The following is an 18733-nucleotide window of genomic DNA, read 5'->3' on the forward strand; positions in this document are numbered from 1 at the left end:
GCGGCGTCGGGGCGAAGACCGGTCGCGCCATGGGGTGTCCAATCAGCACCTGTGTAACACCCTTGACACTCCTCGCGGGCGGCTCATAGTGTCCACGCCACAGAATTCACGTTAGATTTCACATGGAGACGTGTCGTCTTCACGCCGGGTGGGTGGTGAACGACGGCGTAGGAACGATGGTGATGCGCCGTTAGCCCGGCGCGCAGGAAGGACGTGTCCGTGTCCGGTCCCTCCGCAGCGGGGCACTTGCGCCCCTACGGTCTGCGCTGCGACCACCGCGTCACCCCGCTGGGAATCGACGAGGCGCAGCCCCTGCTCTCCTGGCGGCTCGCCTCCGACCGGCGGGGCGACGACCCCGTCGCCCACCGGGTACGGGTGGCACGGCGGCCGGAGGACCTCGCCGCGGGCGGCACGGGCGGCGAACCCCTCTGGGACAGCGGGCCGCTGACGGACCCGCACGCGGTCGGCGTCCGTTACACCGGGCCCGCGCTGGAGCCCCGTACGCGCTACCACTGGCAGGTCACCGTCCACCCGGCGGGCGCGGCGGAACCCGCCGAGGCCGCCTCCTGGTTCGAGACCGGCCTGACCATGGCGCCTTCGGCCGACCCGCCCGACGACGACGGCTGGCGCGCCGCGTGGATCACCCACGACCCCGACCCGATCGGCGTGATGGACGCGCCGACCGAGGGCGAGGCGGCCCTCGACCACCACGGACTCGCCCCCTGCCCCGTCCTGCGACGCGCCTTCCCCGGCACTCCCACCCCCGTCACCCGCGCCCGGCTGTACGTGAGCGCGCGCGGGCTGTACGAGGTCCGCCTCAACGGCACCCGGGTCGGCGACGCGGAACTCGCCCCCGGCTGGACCGACTACCACCACCGCGTCCAGTACCAGACGTACGACGTGACGGAGCTGGTCCTCAGCGGCGAGAACGTGCTCGCCGCGACCGTCGCCGACGGCTGGTGGAGCGGGTTCGTCGGCTTCGAACCCCGCAGGGCCGGCGCCCACTACGGGACCACCCCCCAGCTCCTGGCCGAACTCCATCTGGTCGACGCCGAGGGACGCACCACCAGAATCCTCACCGACCACACCTGGCGCACCCGCACAGGAACGATTCGCCATGCCGACCTGCTCATGGGCGAATGCCACGACCTGCGCCACTGTGCCGACGGCTGGGACCTGCCCGGCTACGACGACCGCGACTGGTCGCCCGCGCGGGTCACCGACGCCGACCACCGGCTGCTCGTCGCCGCCCCCGACGAGCCCGTACGCGCCACCGCCGAACTGCCGCCCCGTACGGTCACCCGGCTGCGCGAGGGCGTCCATGTCGTCGACTTCGGCCAGAACCTCGCCGGGCGCGTACGGCTGCGCGTCGACGGGCTCGCCCACGGAGCCCGGGTGACGCTGCGCCACGCCGAAGTACTGGACGAGGACGGACAGCTCTACACGGCCAACCTGCGCACCGCCGCCGCCACCGACCTGCTGATCGGCGACGGCCGCGCCCACACCGTCTTCGAGCCGCGCTTCACCTACCACGGCTTCCGCTACGCCGAGGTCAGCGGCCTCGCAGAGCTGGCCGCGCCGGACATCGTCGCCGTGGCCCTGCACAGCGACACCCCGTGGGCCGGCTCCTTCGACTGCTCCGACCCCGACATCCGGCGGCTCCACACCTGCGTCACCTGGGGCCAGCGCTCCAACTTCGTCAGCGTGCCCACCGACTGCCCGCAGCGCGACGAACGCCTCGGCTGGCTCGCGGACGCCCAGGTCTTCCTGCCCACGGCCGCCCTCAACGCCGACGTCGCCGCGTTCTTCACCAAGTGGCTGCGCGACGTGGACGACGCCCGTACCCCCGACGGCGGCTTCACCAACGTCGCCCCGCGCCTCGTGGGCGTCGCCGACGAAGGCGCCCCCGGCTGGGCCGACGCGGGCGTCATCATCCCGTGGCACCTCTACCGCACGTACGACGACCCGCGCTTCCTCGCCCGCGCGCTGCCCGGCATGTGCGCCTGGGTCGAGCTGATCCGCCGTCACAACCCCGACCTGATCTGGCGCCACCGCGTCGGACCGCACTTCTCCGACTGGCTGGCCCCCGGCACCCCCACTCCGCGCGACGTCGTCGCCACCGCCTACTTCGCGCACAGCGCCCACCTCACCGCACGCGCCGCCGACGTACTCGGCCACCACGACCTCGCCCGCGACCACCACCGGCTGGCCGCCGCCGTACGGGCCGCCTTCACCGACCGCTTCGTCACCTGGACACCCGGCGCGGACGCCGGCGCGAACGGCGGAACGGACCGGAGTGCGGACCGGGGTACGGACACCCTGCGGATCGAGGGCGACACCCAGACCGGCTACCTCCTCGCGCTCGCCTTCGGCCTGCTGCCCGAGGAGCACACCGGCGCCGCCGCCCGGCGCCTCGCCCACCTGGTCGAGGCCGCGGGCCCCGGACTCGTCACCGGCTTCCTCGGGGTCGCGCTCGCCGCGCCCGTCCTGGACGCGTACGGCCGCGCCGACCTCGCCCACGCCCTGCTGCGCCGTACCGAGGCGCCCTCCTGGCTCTTCCCGCTGCACCACGGCGCCACCACGATCTGGGAGCGCTGGGACGGCTGGACCCCCGACGCCGGATTCCGTGCCCCGGCGATGAACTCCTTCAACCACTACGCGCTCGGCTCGATCGGCGAATGGCTCTACCGGGGCGTCGCCGGACTCGACCAGAGCGCGGAGTCCACCGGCTACCGGCGGCTGACCGTACGCCCCGCCCCCGGCGACCTCACCCACGCGAGCGCCCGGTACGAATCGGTCCGCGGCACCGTCGCCGTCCGCTGGGAACGGCGCGGCGACACCTTCGCGCTCCGCGTCCGGGTCCCCCCGGGCGCCACCGCCGAGGTCCACGTACCCACCACCGACCCCGCGTCGGTCCGCGAGTCCGGCGAGGTGCCCGTGGACGGCGCGCACCTCACCCTCGCCGGGACCGGCCCCGGCCGTGCCGTCTACCGCGTGGCCTCCGGTGTCTACCGCTTCACCGCGGCCTACGTACCGGCTGCCACCACGGCGAGCGGCCCGCGGCCGTACGCCGCGCACCTCAGCACACCAGGTCCGGCGACGCCGTCGTACGCCGGCCCCCACGAGGAGGACACGAAATGACCACGGGTTCCCGCACCCCGCCCCTCCCCGGCACAGTCGGTCGCCGAGGCTTCCTGCGGATAGGCGGCGGGGCCGCGGCGCTCGCCGCGCTGCCCCCGGCTCTCACCGCGTGCTCGGGTTCGAGTGGTTCCGGCAACGGCAAGATACGTATCGTCGGCGTCGCCGACCAGCAGAAACCCGTCGAGGAACTGCTCGCCGCCTACCGCAAGAGCCACCCCGACTCCACGTTCGCCACCTCCTTCGCCCCCACCGACCAGGTCCAGACCGTCGTACGCACCCAGCTCGCCGGCGGCAACGCGCCCGACGTCCACGTCCTGTTCCCCGGCAGCGGCAGCGCCATGTCCATGGTCGAGCTGGCCAAGGCGGGACTGCTCACCGACCTCTCGGCGCAGAAGTGGACCCAGGGCATACCCAAGAACTTCGACGCCGCCTACCGCTACGAGGGCAAGACCTACCTCTACTCGGCGGGCAGCAGCGTCATCGGCGCCATCTACAACAAGAAGGCGTTCGCCAAGGCGGGCGTCCAGCCGCCCACCACCTGGAGCGAACTCCTCGACGTCTGCGCCACGTTGAAGGCCAAGGGCATCGTGCCGATCGCCCTCGGCGCGCAGACCCCCTGGGTCACCCAGCTCATCTCGTACGCCCTGGTCCCCAACGCGGTGTACGCGGAAACGCCCGGCTTCGACGCCGACATGGCCGCCGGACGCGCCACCTTCGCCGAGTCCGGCTGGGCCGACGCGCTGGGCAAGTACAAGGAGCTCCAGACCAAGGGCTACTTCAACGACAACCCCAACGGCACCACCTTCGAGCAGCAGACCTCCCTCGTCGCGAGCGGCAAGGCGGCCATGGCCGTCCAGGTCTCCGCCGTGCTCTCCACCTTCCGCGACGCCACCCGGACCCCCGACGACCTGGGCATGTTCCCCTTCCCCGGCGGCGACGACGCGGCGAAGCTGTGGATACCCGCGGGCATCGTGGTCGGGCTCGGCGTCGCCGCCCACGCCAAGAACCCGGACCAGGCCAAGGCGTTCGTGGAGTTCCTCGGCCGGCAGGAGAACATCAACGCCTGGGCCACGGCCGTCTCCGCCATCCCGTTCCAGCGCGACGCGTCGACCAGGATCGACCCGGTGCTCGACGGCTTCCTGCCGATCATCGACTCCGACCGCGCCGTCCCCTTCATGGACCAGGCATGGCCCAACGCGGAGGTGCAGCCGGCCCACTTCGCCGCCGTACAGGACCTCCTCGCGGGCAAGACGGACGTCAAGGGCGCGCTGGGACAGATGGACACGGCCTACGGAAAGAAGTCGTGAACACCCTGCCCGAGCGGACCACGTCCGAGGGGCCGCCGGCGCCCGCCGCCGACACCCGGAAACGTCCCGCCGCCCGCGGTCCCGCGCGTACCACCAAGTGGCGGCGCGACGGCACCGTACCGCCGTGGGGCTTCGTCGTCCCCGCGCTCCTGGTGTACGCCGTCGTCGTCCTCTACCCGAGCCTCGCGGGCGTCGTCTACGCCTTCACGGACTGGTCCGGCATCGGCGGCTTCTCCTTCGTCGGCCTGGACAACTTCCGTACCCTGCTGGACGACCGGCGTGCCCTGGAATCCGTCCGCAACACCCTGCTGCTCACCGTCGCCGTGGTCGTCGTCCAGAACGCCGTCGGACTGCTGCTCGCGCTCGGCGTGCACGCCAACATCAGATCGCGCTCCCTGCTGCGCGTGATCTTCTTCGCGCCCGCCGTGGTCAGCCCCGTCATGGTCGCCTTCCTGTGGAAGTACGTCTACAACCCCGACGACGACGCCGGACTCAACGGGATCCTCGGCGCGGTCGGGCTCGGCGGGCTGCGCCAGGACTGGCTCGGCGACCCCTCTCTCGCCCTGTGGTCCGTCGCCGCGATGGTGGTGTGGCAGTACGCGGGCTACTCGATGGTCATCTTCCTCGCGGGGCTCCAGGGGGTGCCCGCCGAACTCCACGAGGCCGCGCGGATCGACGGCGCCGGTACGTGGCAGCGCTTCCGCTATGTCACCTGGCCGCTGCTCGCCCCGGCGCTCACCATCAACCTGATGCTGTCGACCATCGGCGGCCTGAAACTCTTCGACCAGGTGTACGCGGCCACCAACGGCGGCCCCGGCACCTCCAGCGAGACCCTGTCGACGGTGCTCTACAAAGAAGCCTTCGTCTTCGGCAAGTTCGGCTACAGCACCGCCGTCGCGCTGGTCCTCGCGCTGTTCGTGGCCGCCGTCTCCCTGGTCCAGCTCCGCTATCTGCGCGCCCGGGAGGTCACCGCGTGAGCACCACCGCCCCCGCCCCGCAGGACGTCCGCCCCGCGGGACGTCCGCCGAAAGGGTTCTCCCGCTACAGCGGTTACCTCCTGGAACTCGTGATGATCGCCGTCGCGGTGGTCTTCCTCTTCCCCGTGTACGCGCTGCTCACCCTGGCGATGAAGGACCCGCGGCAGATAGCCGAGTCGCCCCTGTCGCCGCCCGCGCCGCCCACCTTCGCCAACTTCGGGGACGCCTGGTCCTCCGCGTCCCTCGGCCCCGCCCTGGTCAGCAGCGCGGTCATCACCACCGTCAGCCTGCTCCTGCTGATCCTCCTCGGCTCCACCGGCGCCTACTACCTGGCCCGCCGGGCGCGCGGACTCGGCTACGGGCTCTACGTCCTCTTCCTGCTCGGGATCGTGCTGCCGTTCCAGCTCGGGATGATCCCGCTCTACAAACTGGTCGACAGCCTCGGCCTGCTCGGCACGTACCAGGGCATGGTCCTGTTCTACACGGGCATCCAGCTCCCGTTCACCGTCTTCCTCTACACCGGCTTCATCCGCGCCCTGCCCGCGGACTACGCGCAGGCGGCGCTGATCGACGGCTGCGACCACCGGCAGGCGTTCACCCGGATCGTCTTCCCGCTGCTGCGGCCCATCACCGGCACCGTGATCATCCTGAACGCGGTGTTCATCTGGAACGACTTCTTCACCCCGCTGCTCTACCTCGGCGGATCCGGCAAGGAGACCGTGCCGGTGGGGGTGTTCGCCTTCGTCGGCCAGTACGTCTCCGACTACGGCCTGGTCTTCGCCGGCCTGGTGCTGGCCGCGCTGCCGATCCTGCTCGTGTTCCTGCTGCTCCAGCGCTATGTCATCAAGGGGTTCGCGAGCGGCCTCAAGGGCTGAGGTCCGGGAGGGCCGGGCGCCTCGACGCCCGTCCCTCCCGGGACGGCGCCCGGCTCTCCGGGCGCCCTCCCGGCTCACATGGTGCCGTCCGGGCCGCGCCACCGGGCCCGCGCGCTCTCCACCCGGAACAGGTAGTCCACGTACGCCTCCTCGTAGAACGCCACGCCCTCCGGATCCGGGTCGACGACCGCCTCCGGCGCCGTCCACGCGGCGACGTCCAGCTCCCGGCCCAGCCGCTCGCCCCGGGCCGCGACGGCGGCCAGCACGGCGCCGCGCGCGCCCGGCTCCGGGCCGCGCGCCACCCGCAGCGGCCGTCCGATCACATCGGCGAACAGCCGCAGCCAGGCCGGGCTGCGCGTCCCGCCGCCGCACACGGCCAGTTCACCGGTGAGGCCCGCCGCCTCCAGGCAGTGCCGGGCCGCGAAGGCGATCGCCTCGCACATGCCCCGTACGAGATCGGCGCGGGAGGCCCGCAGATCGAGGCCGGTGAACTCGGCGCGCGCGGTGTGGTCCACGAACGGGACGCGCTCGCCCGAGGGGGAGAGATAGGGGAGCGCGGCCACCCCCCGGGCGCCGCGCGGTGTTCCCTCCAGCAGATCGGAGAGCTGGTCGTGCGAGGTGCCGGTGACACCGAGCACCCAGTCGAGCGCGACCGTGCCGGTCATCGCGGGCAGGGCCCGCATATGGCGGTCCGGTCTGGCCAGCGCGAGATGGAAGCCCACCGGCTCCTCCTCGAACGCGACCCGTTCGACCACGACCTGGCACGCCAGCGTCGTACCGACGATGAGCAGCCCGTCCCCCGGCTCGGTCACCCCCGCGCCGATCGCGCACGCGGGCAGGTCGTACGGGCCCGAGGTGACCGGCGTCCCGTCGGGCAGCCCCGGGAGGCTCCCGCGCGCCTCCCCGTACGGCAGGGTCGCCGCGATGGGCGGCAGCAGCCCCGCACGGTGGCCGACGCCGAGGGCGGCCAGGGCCTCGGGGGAGTAGGCGCGGGTGCGCGGGTCGAGGAAGGGGACGGAGGCGTCGGAGAGATCGGTGGAGCGTTCGCCCGTCAGCCGCAGATGGAGGATGTCCTTGCAGCACGCGGCGGTCGTGGCCGCGTCCAGGGAGCGCGGCTCGTTCCGGTCCAGCCAGGCCAGCAGCGGCCCCGGGGAGCCCGGGAACAGGACGTTCCCCGTGCGCCGGTACATCTCCCGCGCCGTACCGTCGGCCATCCACCCGGCGACGAGGGCGCCCGCGCGGCCGTCCATCCAGGACAGCGCGGGGCGTACGGCCCGGCCCCGGTCGTCGGCCAGCCACAGGCCGTCGCCCTGGCCGGTGAGGGCGACCAGGGCGGGGGTACGGCCCGCGGTCACCGCGCCGACGACGGTGCCGGCGGCGCGTACCACCTCCTCGATGTCCTGCTCGACGTGGTCGCCCTGCCCGCCCAGCGAGATCGGGACCGACTCCACGCCGAGCGGCGTCCCGTCCTCCGCGAAGGCGACCGCCTTGGCGACCGAGGTACCCATGTCCACTCCGACGAACACCGTGTCTCCTCTTGCCGATTCGATTCGATGTGCTGTGCCGCTCGATGTGCTGTGCCGCGCGGGCCGTAGATCGTCAGGCGACGCGGTGCGCGAGCGGCTCACCGCGCAGGAAGCGGCCCACCTCGGCCGCCGCGATCCGCGCCGCGTTGTGCGCGACGGCGGTGTTCGCGCCCGCCAGATGGGGCGTCATGACCAGCCGGGGAGCGGTCCGCAGCCGAGACGCGGGCGGGGGCGGCTCCACGGCGTACACGTCGAGGCCCGCCGCGCCGAGCCGCCCCGACTCCAGCGCGTCGCACAGCGCCTCCTCGTCCAGCAGGGCGCCGCGCGCGCAGTTGACCACGACGGCGCCCTCGGGGAGCAGCGCGAGTTCGCGGGCGCCGAGCAGACCCCGGGTCTCCGGTGTCAGCCGCGCGTGCAGCGACACCACGTCGGAGCGGCGCAGCAGTTCGTCCAGGTCGGCGACGGGTGTGCCCGCCTCGCGCAGCGCTTCCTGGTCCGCGTACGGGTCGTACAGCAGGACCCGCGCGCCGAACGCGGTCAGGGCGCGCGCCACCCGGCTGCCGACCGCGCCGCAGCCGACCAGTCCGACCGTCGCCCCGTCCAGGCCGGGGCCGCAGTTGCCGTACGTGTAGAACTCGCCGGCCCAGCGGCCGGCGGCGAGCGCGGCGGACGTCTCCGGGATGCGGCGCATCGCGGCGAGGAGCAGGCCCACCGTGTACTCGGCGGTGGCGGCGGCGTTGCGTCCCGGTGTGTTGCAGACCTGGACGCCGTGCTCCTTCGCCGCGTCGAGATTGACGTTGACGGGTCCGCCCCGGCCGACCACCACCAGCCGCAGTTCGGGGGAGGCTTCGAGGACCTTGCGGGTCACCGGGGCCATCTGGGTGACGCAGATCCGCGCCCCCTCCAGCGCGGCGAGGACGGTCTCCTCGTCGCCCGACGCCTCCACGACCTCGCCGACCGGGCCGAACGGGGTCAGCGGCCAGTCCAGCAGCAGCTCCGCGATCGTATGACCGCGGCCGATCTCGGCCTCCAGTTCCCGGGTGAACAGGTCGGGGGCGACGAAGTGGTCGCCCGCGGCGAGGATTCTCATCGGCGCGGTCTCCTTCGGCTGGACTCGGCTGGATCCGGCTGGACCCTGCTGGTTCCGGCTGACGACACGTCAGGCGGCGGCGATCTGGGCGATCTCGTAGGGGACACCGCGCTCGTCGAGGGAGCGCAGCACATCGGGCGGGGTCCGGTCGTCGATCAGTATCAGATCGAAGGTGGTGAGCGGGGTCAGCCGGTGCAGCGCGGTGCGGCCGAGTTTCGAGTGGTCGATCATCAGGACGCTGCGCCCGGCGGCCTTGAGCATCGCCCGCTTGACGGCGACGATGCGCTGTTCCTGGTGGAAGGCGTAGTCGCCGTAGACGGACGAGGTGGAGACGAAGCACAGGTCGACGCGGAGCGCCTCCACGGCCTCCACGCAGGGGACGCCGAGGAACGAGTCGTGCAGCGGGTCGTAGTCGCCGCCCAGCGCCATGAGATGGAGGCCGCGTTCGTCCGCGAGGAGGTTGAGGACCTCCAGGAAATTGGTCACGACGGTCAGCGGCTCGAAGCGGGGGAGCAGTCGGGCCAGCTCCAGCGCGGTGGTCGAGTCGTCCAGCATCACCGACATGCCGGGCTCGATCAGCGTCGCCGCCCTGGCCGCGATGGCCTCCTTCTCCAGCCGCATGGACTTCTTGCGGAACGCCACATTGCTCTCGAACACGCCGGAGGGCTGGACGGTGACCCCGCCGCGGAACTTGCGCAGCACGCCCTCGCGTTCCAGCTCGTCGATGTCGCGGTAGATCGTCATCACGCTCACGTCGAACCGCTCCGCCAGATCCGACGCCGACACCGAACCCTCGGTCAGTACATGGTCGGAGATCTCGCGGCGACGCTGGAGGGGGCCCCGCCGGCTCTTGTCCTGTGACATTCCTCGGTCCTGTTCCAGCGACACCTCAGTAACATCAAGCTCTGAGGATATAACATTGTTTGTTGATGTACCGTCGGCAGTGTTCACCACGGACGGCGGGCGGGTCAACCCGTCGGCCGACCGGGCGGAGCGTTCCCCACCAGGCAGGACACGGGAGATCCGGGTCGCGGCCGGCTGCCGGGGCGTCAGTCCCGAGGCGTGGGCGCGGGTGTGAAAAGCGCCGTGGGGTCACGCGTCGTGAGATCAGCGGGCATCGCTGTACAACGACGGGAATGACGGGAACGACGGGAAGGCGGGAGCTTGTGACGGACCCACGCCACGGAGACGTGTGGATCGGAATCGACCTCGGGACCCAGAGCGTGCGCGCGCTCGCCGTCACCGACGACGGCCGGGTGGCCGGCCGCGGCTCCGCCCCCCTCACCGGCCACCGCGAGCGGGACCGCCACGAACAGCTCCCGGCCGACTGGTGGTCGGGCGTCCGCGACGCGCTGCGCGGAACACTCCGTACCGTCGCCGCCACGCGGGTACGGGGCCTCTCCGTGTGCGGCACCTCCGGTACGGTCCTGCTGACCGGCCCCGACGGCGCGCCGCTCACCCCCGCGCTCATGTACGACGACGGGCGCGCCGGAGCCGAGGCGGTGCGCGCCCAGGAGGCCGGCGCCGACGTGTGGCGCTCGATGGGGCACCGCATCCAGCCGAGCTGGGCCCTCGCCAAACTCCTCTGGCTGACCGGGGCGGGCGCGGTGCCCGGCACGGCGCTCCGCGGCACCCGCGTCTGCCACCAGGCCGACTTCGTCACCGCCCGGCTCGTCGGACACCCCGTACCGACCGACACCAGCCACGCGCTGAAGACCGGCTACGACCTGTCCAGCCGGTCGTGGCCCGTCGCCGTCCACGACCGGCTCGGCCTCGCGGAGCTGGACTTTCCAGCCGTCGTGCTCCCCGGCACCCCGCTCGGCACGGTGTGCGCCGAGGCGGCCGAGGCGACGGGGCTCGCCGTGTCCACCCCGGTCGTCGCGGGCATGACCGACGGCTGCGCCGCCCAACTCGGCTCCGGCGCCTGGGACATCGGCCAGTGGAACACCGTCCTCGGCACCACGCTCGTCCTCAAGGGCGTCACCGCCGCCCCGCTCCACGACCCCGCCGGGGTGCTCTACAGCCATCTCTCCCCGGACGGCCACTGGCTCCCCGGCGGTGCCTCCAGCGTCGGCGCGGGCGCCCTGACCCGGGCGTTCCCCGGGGCCGACCTCGCCCACCTCGACCGGCTCGCCGCCCACCGCGAACCGGCGGGCGCGGTCGCGTACCCCCTGGTCTCGCACGGCGAGCGCTTCCCCTTCCTGGCCGCCGACGCGGAGCCCTTCGTGCTGGGCACGCCCCGCGACGACGCCGACCACTACGCCGCGCTGCTCCAGGGCGTCGCCCTCGTCGAACGGCTCTGCCTGGCGTACGTCGGCCAACTCGGCGCCCCCGTCGACCGGGCGGTCACCTTCACGGGCGGCGCCACCCGCAGCGCCTACTGGAACCAGCTCCGCGCGGACGTCCTGGGCCGCAGGGCCACCGTCCCCGCGCAGACCGACTCGGCCCTCGGCATGGCGGTGCTCGCCGCCCACGGGGTACGGCGCGCCGCCACGGACGCGGGCCGGGCGGGACCGGACGCTCCGCTCTCCGACCTGCGCGCGATGGTCCGCGTCCGTACGGTCCTGGAACCGCGCCCCCGGGTCGGCGCGCGGTTCCAGGAGCCTTTCGTCACGCTGGTCGACGCGCTGGAACAGCGCGGTTGGCTGCCCGGACCGACCGCCACCTACGCACGGGAGCACGGATGAACCCCGACCCGACCCCTCTCGCGCCGACGTCCCCGGCGCCGACACCCCCGGCGCCCGCGACGCTCTTCCTCGCGCGCCACGGCGAGACCGTCTGGCACGCCGAGAACCGCTACACCGGCGTCAGCGACATCGAGTTGACCCCGCGCGGCGTCGAGCAGGCCGAGGAGCTCGGCGTATGGGCGGGCGGCGCCCGGCTCGACGCGATCGTCACCTCCCCGCTCTCCCGGGCCCGGCGCACCGCCGAACCGGCCGTCCGTACGACCGGGCTGACGGCCGTCGTCGAACCGGAGCTGGTCGAGCTCGACTTCGGGGTCGCCGAGGGGCGCACGATCGCCGAACTCCACGCGTCGCACCCCCGGGAGACGGCCGCCTTCCTCAGCGACCCGGCCGCCCATCCGCTGCCCGGCGGCGAGGACCCGAAGGCCGCCGCCGGCCGTGGCGCCGCCGCGCTGCTGCGCCTCGCGGAGGCGGGGCCCGGCCGGCGGGTGCTGGTCGTCGCGCACAACACGCTCTTCCGGCTGGTCCTGTGCCGGCTGCTCGGGATCCCGGAGAGCGAGTACCGCAGGGTCCTGCCGGGGCTGCGCAACTGCGCGATCACGGAGGTACGGGTGACGGCGGGGCAGCCCGCGCTCCTGTCGTACAACGTGCCCACGACGCCCGCGCGGTGACCGCGGATCGGCGGGCGTCACCCCATCGGGTCGGGGAACGTGCCCTCCGGCGCTTCCGCTCGTTGTATCGATCATGAACGTGCAACGGATTCTCACCGCAGCCGCCGCCGGTTCCGCGCTCCTCGCCGCCGTCGCCCCCGTAGCCCAGGCCGCCGACCTCGGCTCCACGCTGAGCAGCACGGCGAAGACCGCCGCCGCCCTCGGCCAGGAGGCCAAGCCCGTCGTCGAGGGCGTCACCGGCAACAAGGTGGGCAAGAAGGTCGGCGCCGTGAAGAAGGCCGTCCAGGCCGGAACGGACGCGGTCCAGGCAGGCAATGAACTGATCAACTGACCCGACGAGCGTATGTACGGGGCGGGGCGGTGCCGACAGGCGCCGCCCCGCCCCGCGTTCTGCCGTCCGCGTGTTCCGAACCCCTTTGTATGCCGAACTCCCCAGGCGTGGTTGCCCGTTGGCGTCCCGACGTCAACAATGCCCATGACAAAACACCGAAGGAACTTCGGTCACAGAGGGGACACCACATGAGAAAGCCTCTCCTCGGCGCGCTTCTCGCCGTCCTGCTCCTCGGGGCAGGCGCGGCACCCGCGATGGCCACAAGCCATGACGCGGGCGCGCCCACGAAGGCTGTACGGGCCGACGCGGCGATACGCGTCGCCGATCCGGCACCTCGAACCCAGCTCGCGGCGGTCGACTTCGCGGGAACGGTCGCGCTCAGCAACTGCTCCGGCTCCGTCGTCCGTACACCCCAGTCGCAGCCGACCGACCCCGCGCTCGTCCTGTCCAACGGGCACTGCCTGGAGACCGGCTTCCCGGCCGCCGGACAGGTCATCGTCGACCGGGCGTCCACCCGGACCTTCACCCTGCTCAACTCGGCCGGCACCGGCGTGGGGACCCTGCGGGCCAGCAAGATCGCGTACGGCACGATGACCGACACGGACATCTCGCTGTACCAGCTCACCAGCACCTACGCCCAGATCCAGAGCACGTACGGCATCACGGCGCTGGAACTCAACGCCGCGCGCCCCGTACAGGGCACCGCGATCAAGGTCGTCTCCGGCTACTGGAAGCGCATCTACAGTTGCAGTATCGACGGCTTCGCCTATCTGCTGAAGGAGGGGAGCTGGACCTGGAAGGACTCGGTCCGCTACACCTCCGCCTGCAACACCATCGGCGGCACCTCGGGCTCGCCCGTGATCGACGACGCCACCGGAAAGGTCGTCGCCGTCAACAACACGGGCAATGAGGACGGCGCGCGCTGCACGCTCAACAACCCCTGCGAGGTCGACGCGAACGGCACCGTCACCGTGCGCCAGGGCATCAACTACGCACAGGAGACCTACGGGATCGTCGCCTGCGTCTCCACCGGCAGCAGGATCGACCTGAGCGCCGCGGGCTGCACCCTGCCCAAGCCGTAACGCCGCTGGTAACACCGGTAGTAGCGCCGGCCGTACCACCCCGAACGCGCGACGGCTGCCGTCCGGACCCGCTCCGGACGGCAGCCGTTCCCTGCCGGGCGTCCGGCTACCGCTGGGCGGAACTCGCCTGCCCCGTGCGCCCCTTGAGGGGGCCGACCGACTCCAGGGTCGGGATCACCTGGTTGATCGTCCCGTCGGCCGCGAACGTCATCCGGTCCAGGGTGGTCTCCCGGTGCATCCCGTCGCCGCGCGGCTTGCCGGGGCCCGGGACCGCGAAGCGGTGGTACGCGATGTACCAGTCGTCCGTGCCGGGGACCTGTACCACCGAGTGGTGTCCCGTGGCCTTGATGCCCAGGTCGGGGCGCTTGGAGAGGATCACGTCACGCTTGGTCCAGGGGCCGAGCGGCGAGGGCCCGGTGGCGTACGCGACCTGGTAGTTCTCGCTGCGGGTGTCGTCCTCCGACCACATCAGGTAGTACGTGCCCTGCCGCTTGACGACGAAGGTGCCCTCCCGGAATCCGCTCGGGGTGATCCGGCGGATCTGTGCGGGGTCGTACGACACCATGTCGTCGTGGAGCGGGACGACATACGCGTCGCCGTTGCCCCAGTAGAGATACGACTGCCCGTCGTCGTCGGTGAACACCGACGGGTCGATCATCTGCCCGCTCAGCCCACCGCCCTTGGCGACCAGCGGCTTGCCGAGCGCGTCCTTGAACGGACCCGCCGGGCTGTCCGCCACGGCCACCCCGATCTGCTGCTCGGCGCAGAAGTAGAAGTAGTACTTGCCGTCGCGTTCGGCCGCCGCGGGCGCCCACGCGTTGCCGTCCGCCCAGCTCACATCGGGGCCGAGGTCGAGAATCACCCCGTGGTCCCGCCAGTTGACCAGATCGGCCGACGAGTACGCCCTGAACCGGGTGCCGCTCCACCCCGCGAAGCCGTCCGACGTCGGATAGATGTAGTAACGCCCGTCGAAATACTGGATGTCGGGGTCCGCGTTGAGTCCCGGAAGCAGCGGACTGCGCATGTGCAGCGCGGTGACGGTCCAGGTCCTGCGGGTGCCGTCGGCGGCGGTGACGGTGTACCTCTGCGGGGTGCGGAAGTCCCGCCGGGTTCCGGAGGGCGGGCTGATCCGCGCCCCCTCGGAGAGCCCGAACCTGGGTGCCAGACGCGCGAGTTCGCTTCCCGGCTCCATCGGCAGGGTGACCTTCGCCGCCGCGTCGTCGACCAGGGCGTACGCCTTGAGGCCGGGGCTCGTCGCGTCCGCGACCGACGCCTTGGGGACGTACGCGCCGAGCAGCCGGTCGTACTCCGCCTGGGTCACCGGCAGGACGGTGCCGTGGCGCGGGCTCGCCGGGAGTTCGTACGTCTCCGACATGGTCCACCTGCCGGAGTCGAGGTCGGTGGTCTCGAAGGGGATGTAGCCCCGGTCCCCGAACTCGTCGATGAACAGGTACCACTTCTCCTCGGTGTTGGACTTGAAGACCGTCGGCCCCTCGCCCCGGGAGATCGAGCCCCGGCCGATGCAGTCGGCGACGAAGTCGTACGAGGGGGAGCGCAGGTCGTCGGACTTCTCGGCGGTGATGAACTTGGCGCACGGGGTGGACGAGGAGCCGTCCCGCTCGTCCTTCGTGAACCGGTAGTAGCTGCCGTCGTGCCGGATCACGGTCGAGTCGATGACCGAGTAGCCCGGGTCGTTCCACACCTTCGCCTCGCTGAAGGTACGGAAGTCGCGCGTCGTCGCGTACATCATCTTGTTGTACGTCGAGCCGGTGTGCTGCGGGTCGTCGGCCGCGTAGATCTTCGAGGCCCAGAAGACGACGTACGCGTTCAACTTGTCGTCGTAGTACGCCTCGGGGGCCCAGGTGTTGCCCGCGGTGTCCGGGGCGACCTTCACCAGCCGCTGGTCGGTCCAGTTCACCAGGTCGGTGGACTCCCACACCATGATGGACCTGCTGCCGGTGCGCTGCACCTGGTCCCAGTCGCCGTTGCCGTACATCCGGAGGTCGGTGGCGATCTGGTAGAACTTGTCGCCCTCGGGGGAACGGATGACGAACGGGTCGCGCAGCCCCTTCGTACCGAGGTCCGAGGAGAGGACCGGCTTGCCGCCGTTCAACTCCCGCCAGTGCAGCGGGTCGTTGCCCCGGCTGAGCGCGGTACGGATCTGCTCGCCGTTCGCGGTGCCCTCACCGGTGAAGTAACTGAAGGCGTAGCCCGTGTACTTCTGCTCGGCGGGCAGTTCGCGGACGGTGGCGGGGAACGCGCGGGTGGTTCGGGCCTTGCCGCGGGTGACGGTCGCGGTGAGCCGTACCGACCGCGCGCCGGAGCCGTGCCGGGGGCGGTGGACCAGACCGGTCGCGTCGATCACCGACGGCTTGTCGGACTTCCAGCGCACGGAGGTGGAGCCGGTGCCGGTCTCCGGCAGGGTGAGATGGCCGCGTACGTCGTCCAGGCCGTCCACGGCGAGCTGTTGGGCGGCGAGCCTGGTGGCGGCCTTGTCGCTGTCGCCCGGGGACTCCGCGTGCGCGGGGCCTCCGGGGACGGCGAGCAGTCCGAGCAGCAGGGCGAAGAGTGGAACGAAGCCTCTGCGTGCGGTGCGGGGGCGCATGGAGGTCCTCCCCGGACGGGATGCGATGTGAGGTATTGCGCGTTCCTGTTGGAACGGGCCGTCTCGAAGTGTTGTCACTTGTGCGACACAGCGTCAATGGTTGTGCACGGATCGGCCGCACCGGAATTCCTCCGGTGCGGCCGGCGGCGTGCGGTGTCGCGTGGGCCTCACTCCGCGCCGGGGGCCGTCCCGCCGGTCGTCAGGCGTGTGTCGGGGTGAGCGCGAGGAGCAGACAGGCCGGTGCGGCCGGCAGCTCGACGGTCAGCTCCGCGCGCTCCGCCCGCCAGCGCGCCCTGCCGGAGGAGGCCAGGGGATGCAGGATCTCCACGCGCGCCTCGACGCCCGCGAGATGCGGTACGGACAGGGTGCGCGTGGCCTCCGCGTCCCTGCGCCAGAGCGACAGATAGGTCGTACCGCCGGACGGGTCCGGAGAGCCGCCGCCGGGGCGCAGCCCCAGCGCGATCCAGGCGTCGGTCCACCCCGGCAGCCCCAGCGGCCAGAAGGGCACGGCGGTGGGCAGATCGCCCCGCAGCCTCTTGTACGTGGCCACCGCCTGCTGGACCAGGGCGAGTTGGGGCGGCGTCATGTGGTCCAGATGTCCGGATAGATGGATCCGGCCCAGCAGCGCGCTCCCCAGCGTGAAGGAGATCTCCTCCGGGGTGAACCCCGGCTGCGGATAGGCCCACACCGCGCCCTGCTCCGGCGGAACGGCGGTGGGCGCCGAGGCCGCGATCGGCGGGTAGTACAGGGGATCCTGCTGGTCGCTGGTGGACTGGAGCTGGCTGACGGCCAGGGACGCGCCGTCCATCCGCATACCGCCGGACGCGCAGTTCTCGACGACCAGACCGGGATGGCGGTCCAGCGCCGCGTTCAGCCACTCCAGATAGGCCCGGGAGTGGCCGAGCAGGCCGCCGCCGGGCGAGGTGTCCCCGTCGCCCTGGGTGCCCGGCGCCACACTGATGTTGTAGTCGAGCTTGAGATACCCGACCCCCCACTCGCCGACGATCCGGTCGACCGTCGCGTCGAGATGCGCGCGGGCCGCCGGATGGCGCAGGTCGAGCTGGTGACGGCCGTGTTCGGTGATCCGGACACCGTCGCGCCGGAAGAACGCCTCGGGCGGCAGGGCCTTGGCGACCGGGCTGCGCACCCCCACCACCTCGGGCTCCAGCCAGAGCCCCGGGACCATGCCGCGCGAGCGGATGTGGTCCAGCACCGCCTGGATGCCGCCGTCCGGGAAGCGGCGCTCCGAGGGCTGCCACTCGCCGACACTGTCCCACCAGCCCTTCGCGTGGTCGTCGTACCAGCCGGAGTCGATGCAGAAGTACTCAGCGCCCGCCTCGGCCGCGGCGTCGACGAGCGGCAGCAGGCGCTCGGTCGTCGGGTCGCCCATCAGGGTGTTCATGTAGTCGTTGAAGACCACCGGCAGCGCGGTGTGGTCCGGGTGCGGGCGGCGGACGGCGCGGCGGTACGCGGTGAGGTGGCCGAGCGCGTCGTCGAAGTCCGAGCCCAGTGCGATCACCGCGGGGACCGTGGTGAACTCCACGCCGGGGGCCAGCCGTTCACGCCACTGATGCTCGGCGTCGGTGGGCCCGTTCAGCGCCAGATACGCCGCGCCGGCCCGCTCGCCGGTGTCCCAGCGCCACCCCGCGGCCGACTCGATCTGCCAGAGCAGCGAGCGTCCGGTGGCGCGGTCGGTCAGCCCGCCCATCGGCAGATGGCCGTCGCTGGGCCAGCTACCGCGCCCCGCGAGGGCGAGCGCGGCCCGGCTGTCGTGCTCGTGGGCCGCGTGGTTGAGCCCGGCGACCGTCTCGCGCAGCGGGGCACGATACCAACGGCACTCCGCCAGCCAGTCGTTGCGCGCGCGGTGCACGTCGAGCACATCGGGGGAGGGCAGCCCGCCCAGGAGCAGGCTGCTGACGGACTGCACGACGAGCGGCTCCACCCCCTCGTTGACGAGCCGCACCTCACCGCGGAGCACGGCCACCCCGTCGGGCGAGGAGAGCCGTACCTCGGCGGTCAACCCGCTGAGCGGATCGTGCAGTTCGACGGTGAGCCGGTGCCAGTCGCCCTCGCGTACGGAGCGGTGCGCGCGGTGCCGCAGCCGCGAGCCGAGCGCACCGTCCAGGAAGCGCTGCCCCGACCAGCCGCTGCCGTGGCCGAGCGCCGACACCTCGACGAGCGGCAGCGGCGCGGAGGCGTCCGGGAGGGCGTCCCCGGCGGCGTCCGACGGGGCGCCGGCGCTCCCGCCGGGGCGGGACAGTCCGGTCATCCGCAGCGTGCCGTCGGCGGCGGTGGCGAACTCCGCCCGGAGCGCCGCATGCCCCCAAGTGAACGTCTCCCGCGTGCTGTTCGCTGGCTGACCGGTCAACGTGTCCCCTCCCGATCCGCCGGAGTCGGCGGTGTGCGTCCGGCGCGTGAATCCTTCGTTACGGTCTCTTGACGCG

At 72.3% G+C, this 18733-nt stretch carries 13 protein-coding genes; 8 read left to right on the top strand and 5 right to left on the bottom strand.

Translation table 11 applies throughout. From position 1 onward, the window contains the following. Positions 1-219 precede the first annotated feature (219 nt). The 4 genes from ACIO3P_RS25425 to ACIO3P_RS25440 are packed head-to-tail and all read left to right on the top strand — an operon-like array spanning position 220 to position 6300. Positions 220-3141 (top strand): family 78 glycoside hydrolase catalytic domain, encoded by a 2922-nt coding sequence (locus ACIO3P_RS25425; protein WP_401852459.1) that lies wholly within the window; start codon positions 220-222, stop codon positions 3139-3141. Further along, the gene (locus tag ACIO3P_RS25430) at positions 3138-4448 is read left to right on the top strand and encodes an extracellular solute-binding protein (RefSeq protein ID WP_401852460.1); all 1311 of its coding nucleotides are present in this window, start codon (positions 3138-3140) and stop codon (positions 4446-4448) included. Before ACIO3P_RS25425 ends, ACIO3P_RS25430 begins: the two co-directional genes overlap by 4 nt. After that, on the top strand, positions 4445-5425 hold the full coding sequence (locus tag ACIO3P_RS25435) for a carbohydrate ABC transporter permease (protein ID WP_401852462.1): 981 nt from the start codon (positions 4445-4447) through the stop codon (positions 5423-5425). The genes ACIO3P_RS25430 and ACIO3P_RS25435 overlap by 4 nt, the downstream gene beginning before the upstream one ends. Then, positions 5422-6300: a carbohydrate ABC transporter permease gene (locus ACIO3P_RS25440; RefSeq protein ID WP_329825765.1), complete on the top strand. Its 879-nt coding sequence runs from the start codon at positions 5422-5424 to the stop codon at positions 6298-6300. The genes ACIO3P_RS25435 and ACIO3P_RS25440 overlap by 4 nt, the downstream gene beginning before the upstream one ends. Before the next feature lie 74 nt (positions 6301-6374). Here the strand turns inward: ACIO3P_RS25440 and ACIO3P_RS25445 are convergent, their stop codons facing one another. The 3 genes from ACIO3P_RS25445 to ACIO3P_RS25455 form a co-directional block, all read right to left on the bottom strand. Then, on the bottom strand, positions 6375-7826 hold the full coding sequence (locus ACIO3P_RS25445; protein WP_401852464.1) for an FGGY family carbohydrate kinase: 1452 nt from the start codon (positions 7824-7826) through the stop codon (positions 6375-6377). 73 nt (positions 7827-7899) lie between these two features. Further along, entirely contained in the window at positions 7900-8916 is a 1017-nt protein-coding gene (locus ACIO3P_RS25450) for a 2-hydroxyacid dehydrogenase (RefSeq protein ID WP_329825767.1), read from the bottom strand. A 69-nt stretch (positions 8917-8985) separates the two neighbouring features. Beyond that, on the bottom strand, positions 8986-9780 hold the full coding sequence (locus ACIO3P_RS25455) for a DeoR/GlpR family DNA-binding transcription regulator (RefSeq protein WP_329825768.1): 795 nt from the start codon (positions 9778-9780) through the stop codon (positions 8986-8988). 272 nt (positions 9781-10052) lie between these two features. Here ACIO3P_RS25455 and ACIO3P_RS25460 point away from each other — a divergent pair, with 272 nt between their 5' ends. From ACIO3P_RS25460 to ACIO3P_RS25475, 4 genes are all read left to right on the top strand, one after another. Then, a complete protein-coding gene (locus tag ACIO3P_RS25460; protein WP_401852469.1) occupies positions 10053-11603 on the top strand; it encodes an FGGY-family carbohydrate kinase in 1551 nt (516 codons plus the stop codon). Next, positions 11600-12271 carry a histidine phosphatase family protein gene (locus ACIO3P_RS25465; protein WP_329825770.1) on the top strand — a complete coding sequence of 224 codons (672 nt, stop codon included), beginning with the start codon at positions 11600-11602 and terminating at the stop codon, positions 12269-12271. The genes ACIO3P_RS25460 and ACIO3P_RS25465 overlap by 4 nt, the downstream gene beginning before the upstream one ends. A 73-nt stretch (positions 12272-12344) precedes the next feature. Further along, on the top strand, positions 12345-12602 hold the full coding sequence (locus ACIO3P_RS25470) for a hypothetical protein (protein ID WP_329825771.1): 258 nt from the start codon (positions 12345-12347) through the stop codon (positions 12600-12602). Between the two features lie 188 nt (positions 12603-12790). Beyond that, complete coding sequence (locus ACIO3P_RS25475; protein WP_401852472.1) at positions 12791-13684, top strand: serine protease; 894 nt, start codon at positions 12791-12793, stop codon at positions 13682-13684. A 106-nt stretch (positions 13685-13790) separates the two neighbouring features. Here ACIO3P_RS25475 and ACIO3P_RS25480 read toward each other — a convergent pair whose 3' ends face one another. Then, positions 13791-16289 carry a family 43 glycosylhydrolase gene (locus ACIO3P_RS25480; protein WP_401852473.1) on the bottom strand — a complete coding sequence of 833 codons (2499 nt, stop codon included), beginning with the start codon at positions 16287-16289 and terminating at the stop codon, positions 13791-13793. Between the two features lie 199 nt (positions 16290-16488). Continuing rightward, positions 16489-18657 (bottom strand): glycoside hydrolase family 36 protein, encoded by a 2169-nt coding sequence (locus ACIO3P_RS25485; protein ID WP_401852475.1) that lies wholly within the window; start codon positions 18655-18657, stop codon positions 16489-16491. Positions 18658-18733 lie beyond the last annotated feature (76 nt).

Origin of the sequence: Streptomyces sp. NPDC087310, from assembly GCF_044744405.1 — a bacterium.
Lineage (GTDB): Bacteria > Actinomycetota > Actinomycetes > Streptomycetales > Streptomycetaceae > Streptomyces.

What these genes read in the sequence shown, in the direction of transcription:
- ACIO3P_RS25475 (WP_401852472.1), top strand. Translation starts at nt 12,791, where the DNA reads ATGAGAAAGCCTCTCCTCGGCGCGCTTCTCGCCGTCCTGCTCCTCGGG.
- ACIO3P_RS25480 (WP_401852473.1), bottom strand. Translation starts at nt 16,289, where the DNA reads ATGCGCCCCCGCACCGCACGCAGAGGCTTCGTTCCACTCTTCGCCCTG.
- ACIO3P_RS25465 (WP_329825770.1), top strand. Translation starts at nt 11,600, where the DNA reads ATGAACCCCGACCCGACCCCTCTCGCGCCGACGTCCCCGGCGCCGACA.
- ACIO3P_RS25430 (WP_401852460.1), top strand. Translation starts at nt 3,138, where the DNA reads ATGACCACGGGTTCCCGCACCCCGCCCCTCCCCGGCACAGTCGGTCGC.
- ACIO3P_RS25460 (WP_401852469.1), top strand. Translation starts at nt 10,053, where the DNA reads ATGACGGGAACGACGGGAAGGCGGGAGCTTGTGACGGACCCACGCCAC.
- ACIO3P_RS25470 (WP_329825771.1), top strand. Translation starts at nt 12,345, where the DNA reads ATGAACGTGCAACGGATTCTCACCGCAGCCGCCGCCGGTTCCGCGCTC.
- ACIO3P_RS25450 (WP_329825767.1), bottom strand. Translation starts at nt 8,916, where the DNA reads ATGAGAATCCTCGCCGCGGGCGACCACTTCGTCGCCCCCGACCTGTTC.
- ACIO3P_RS25455 (WP_329825768.1), bottom strand. Translation starts at nt 9,780, where the DNA reads ATGTCACAGGACAAGAGCCGGCGGGGCCCCCTCCAGCGTCGCCGCGAG.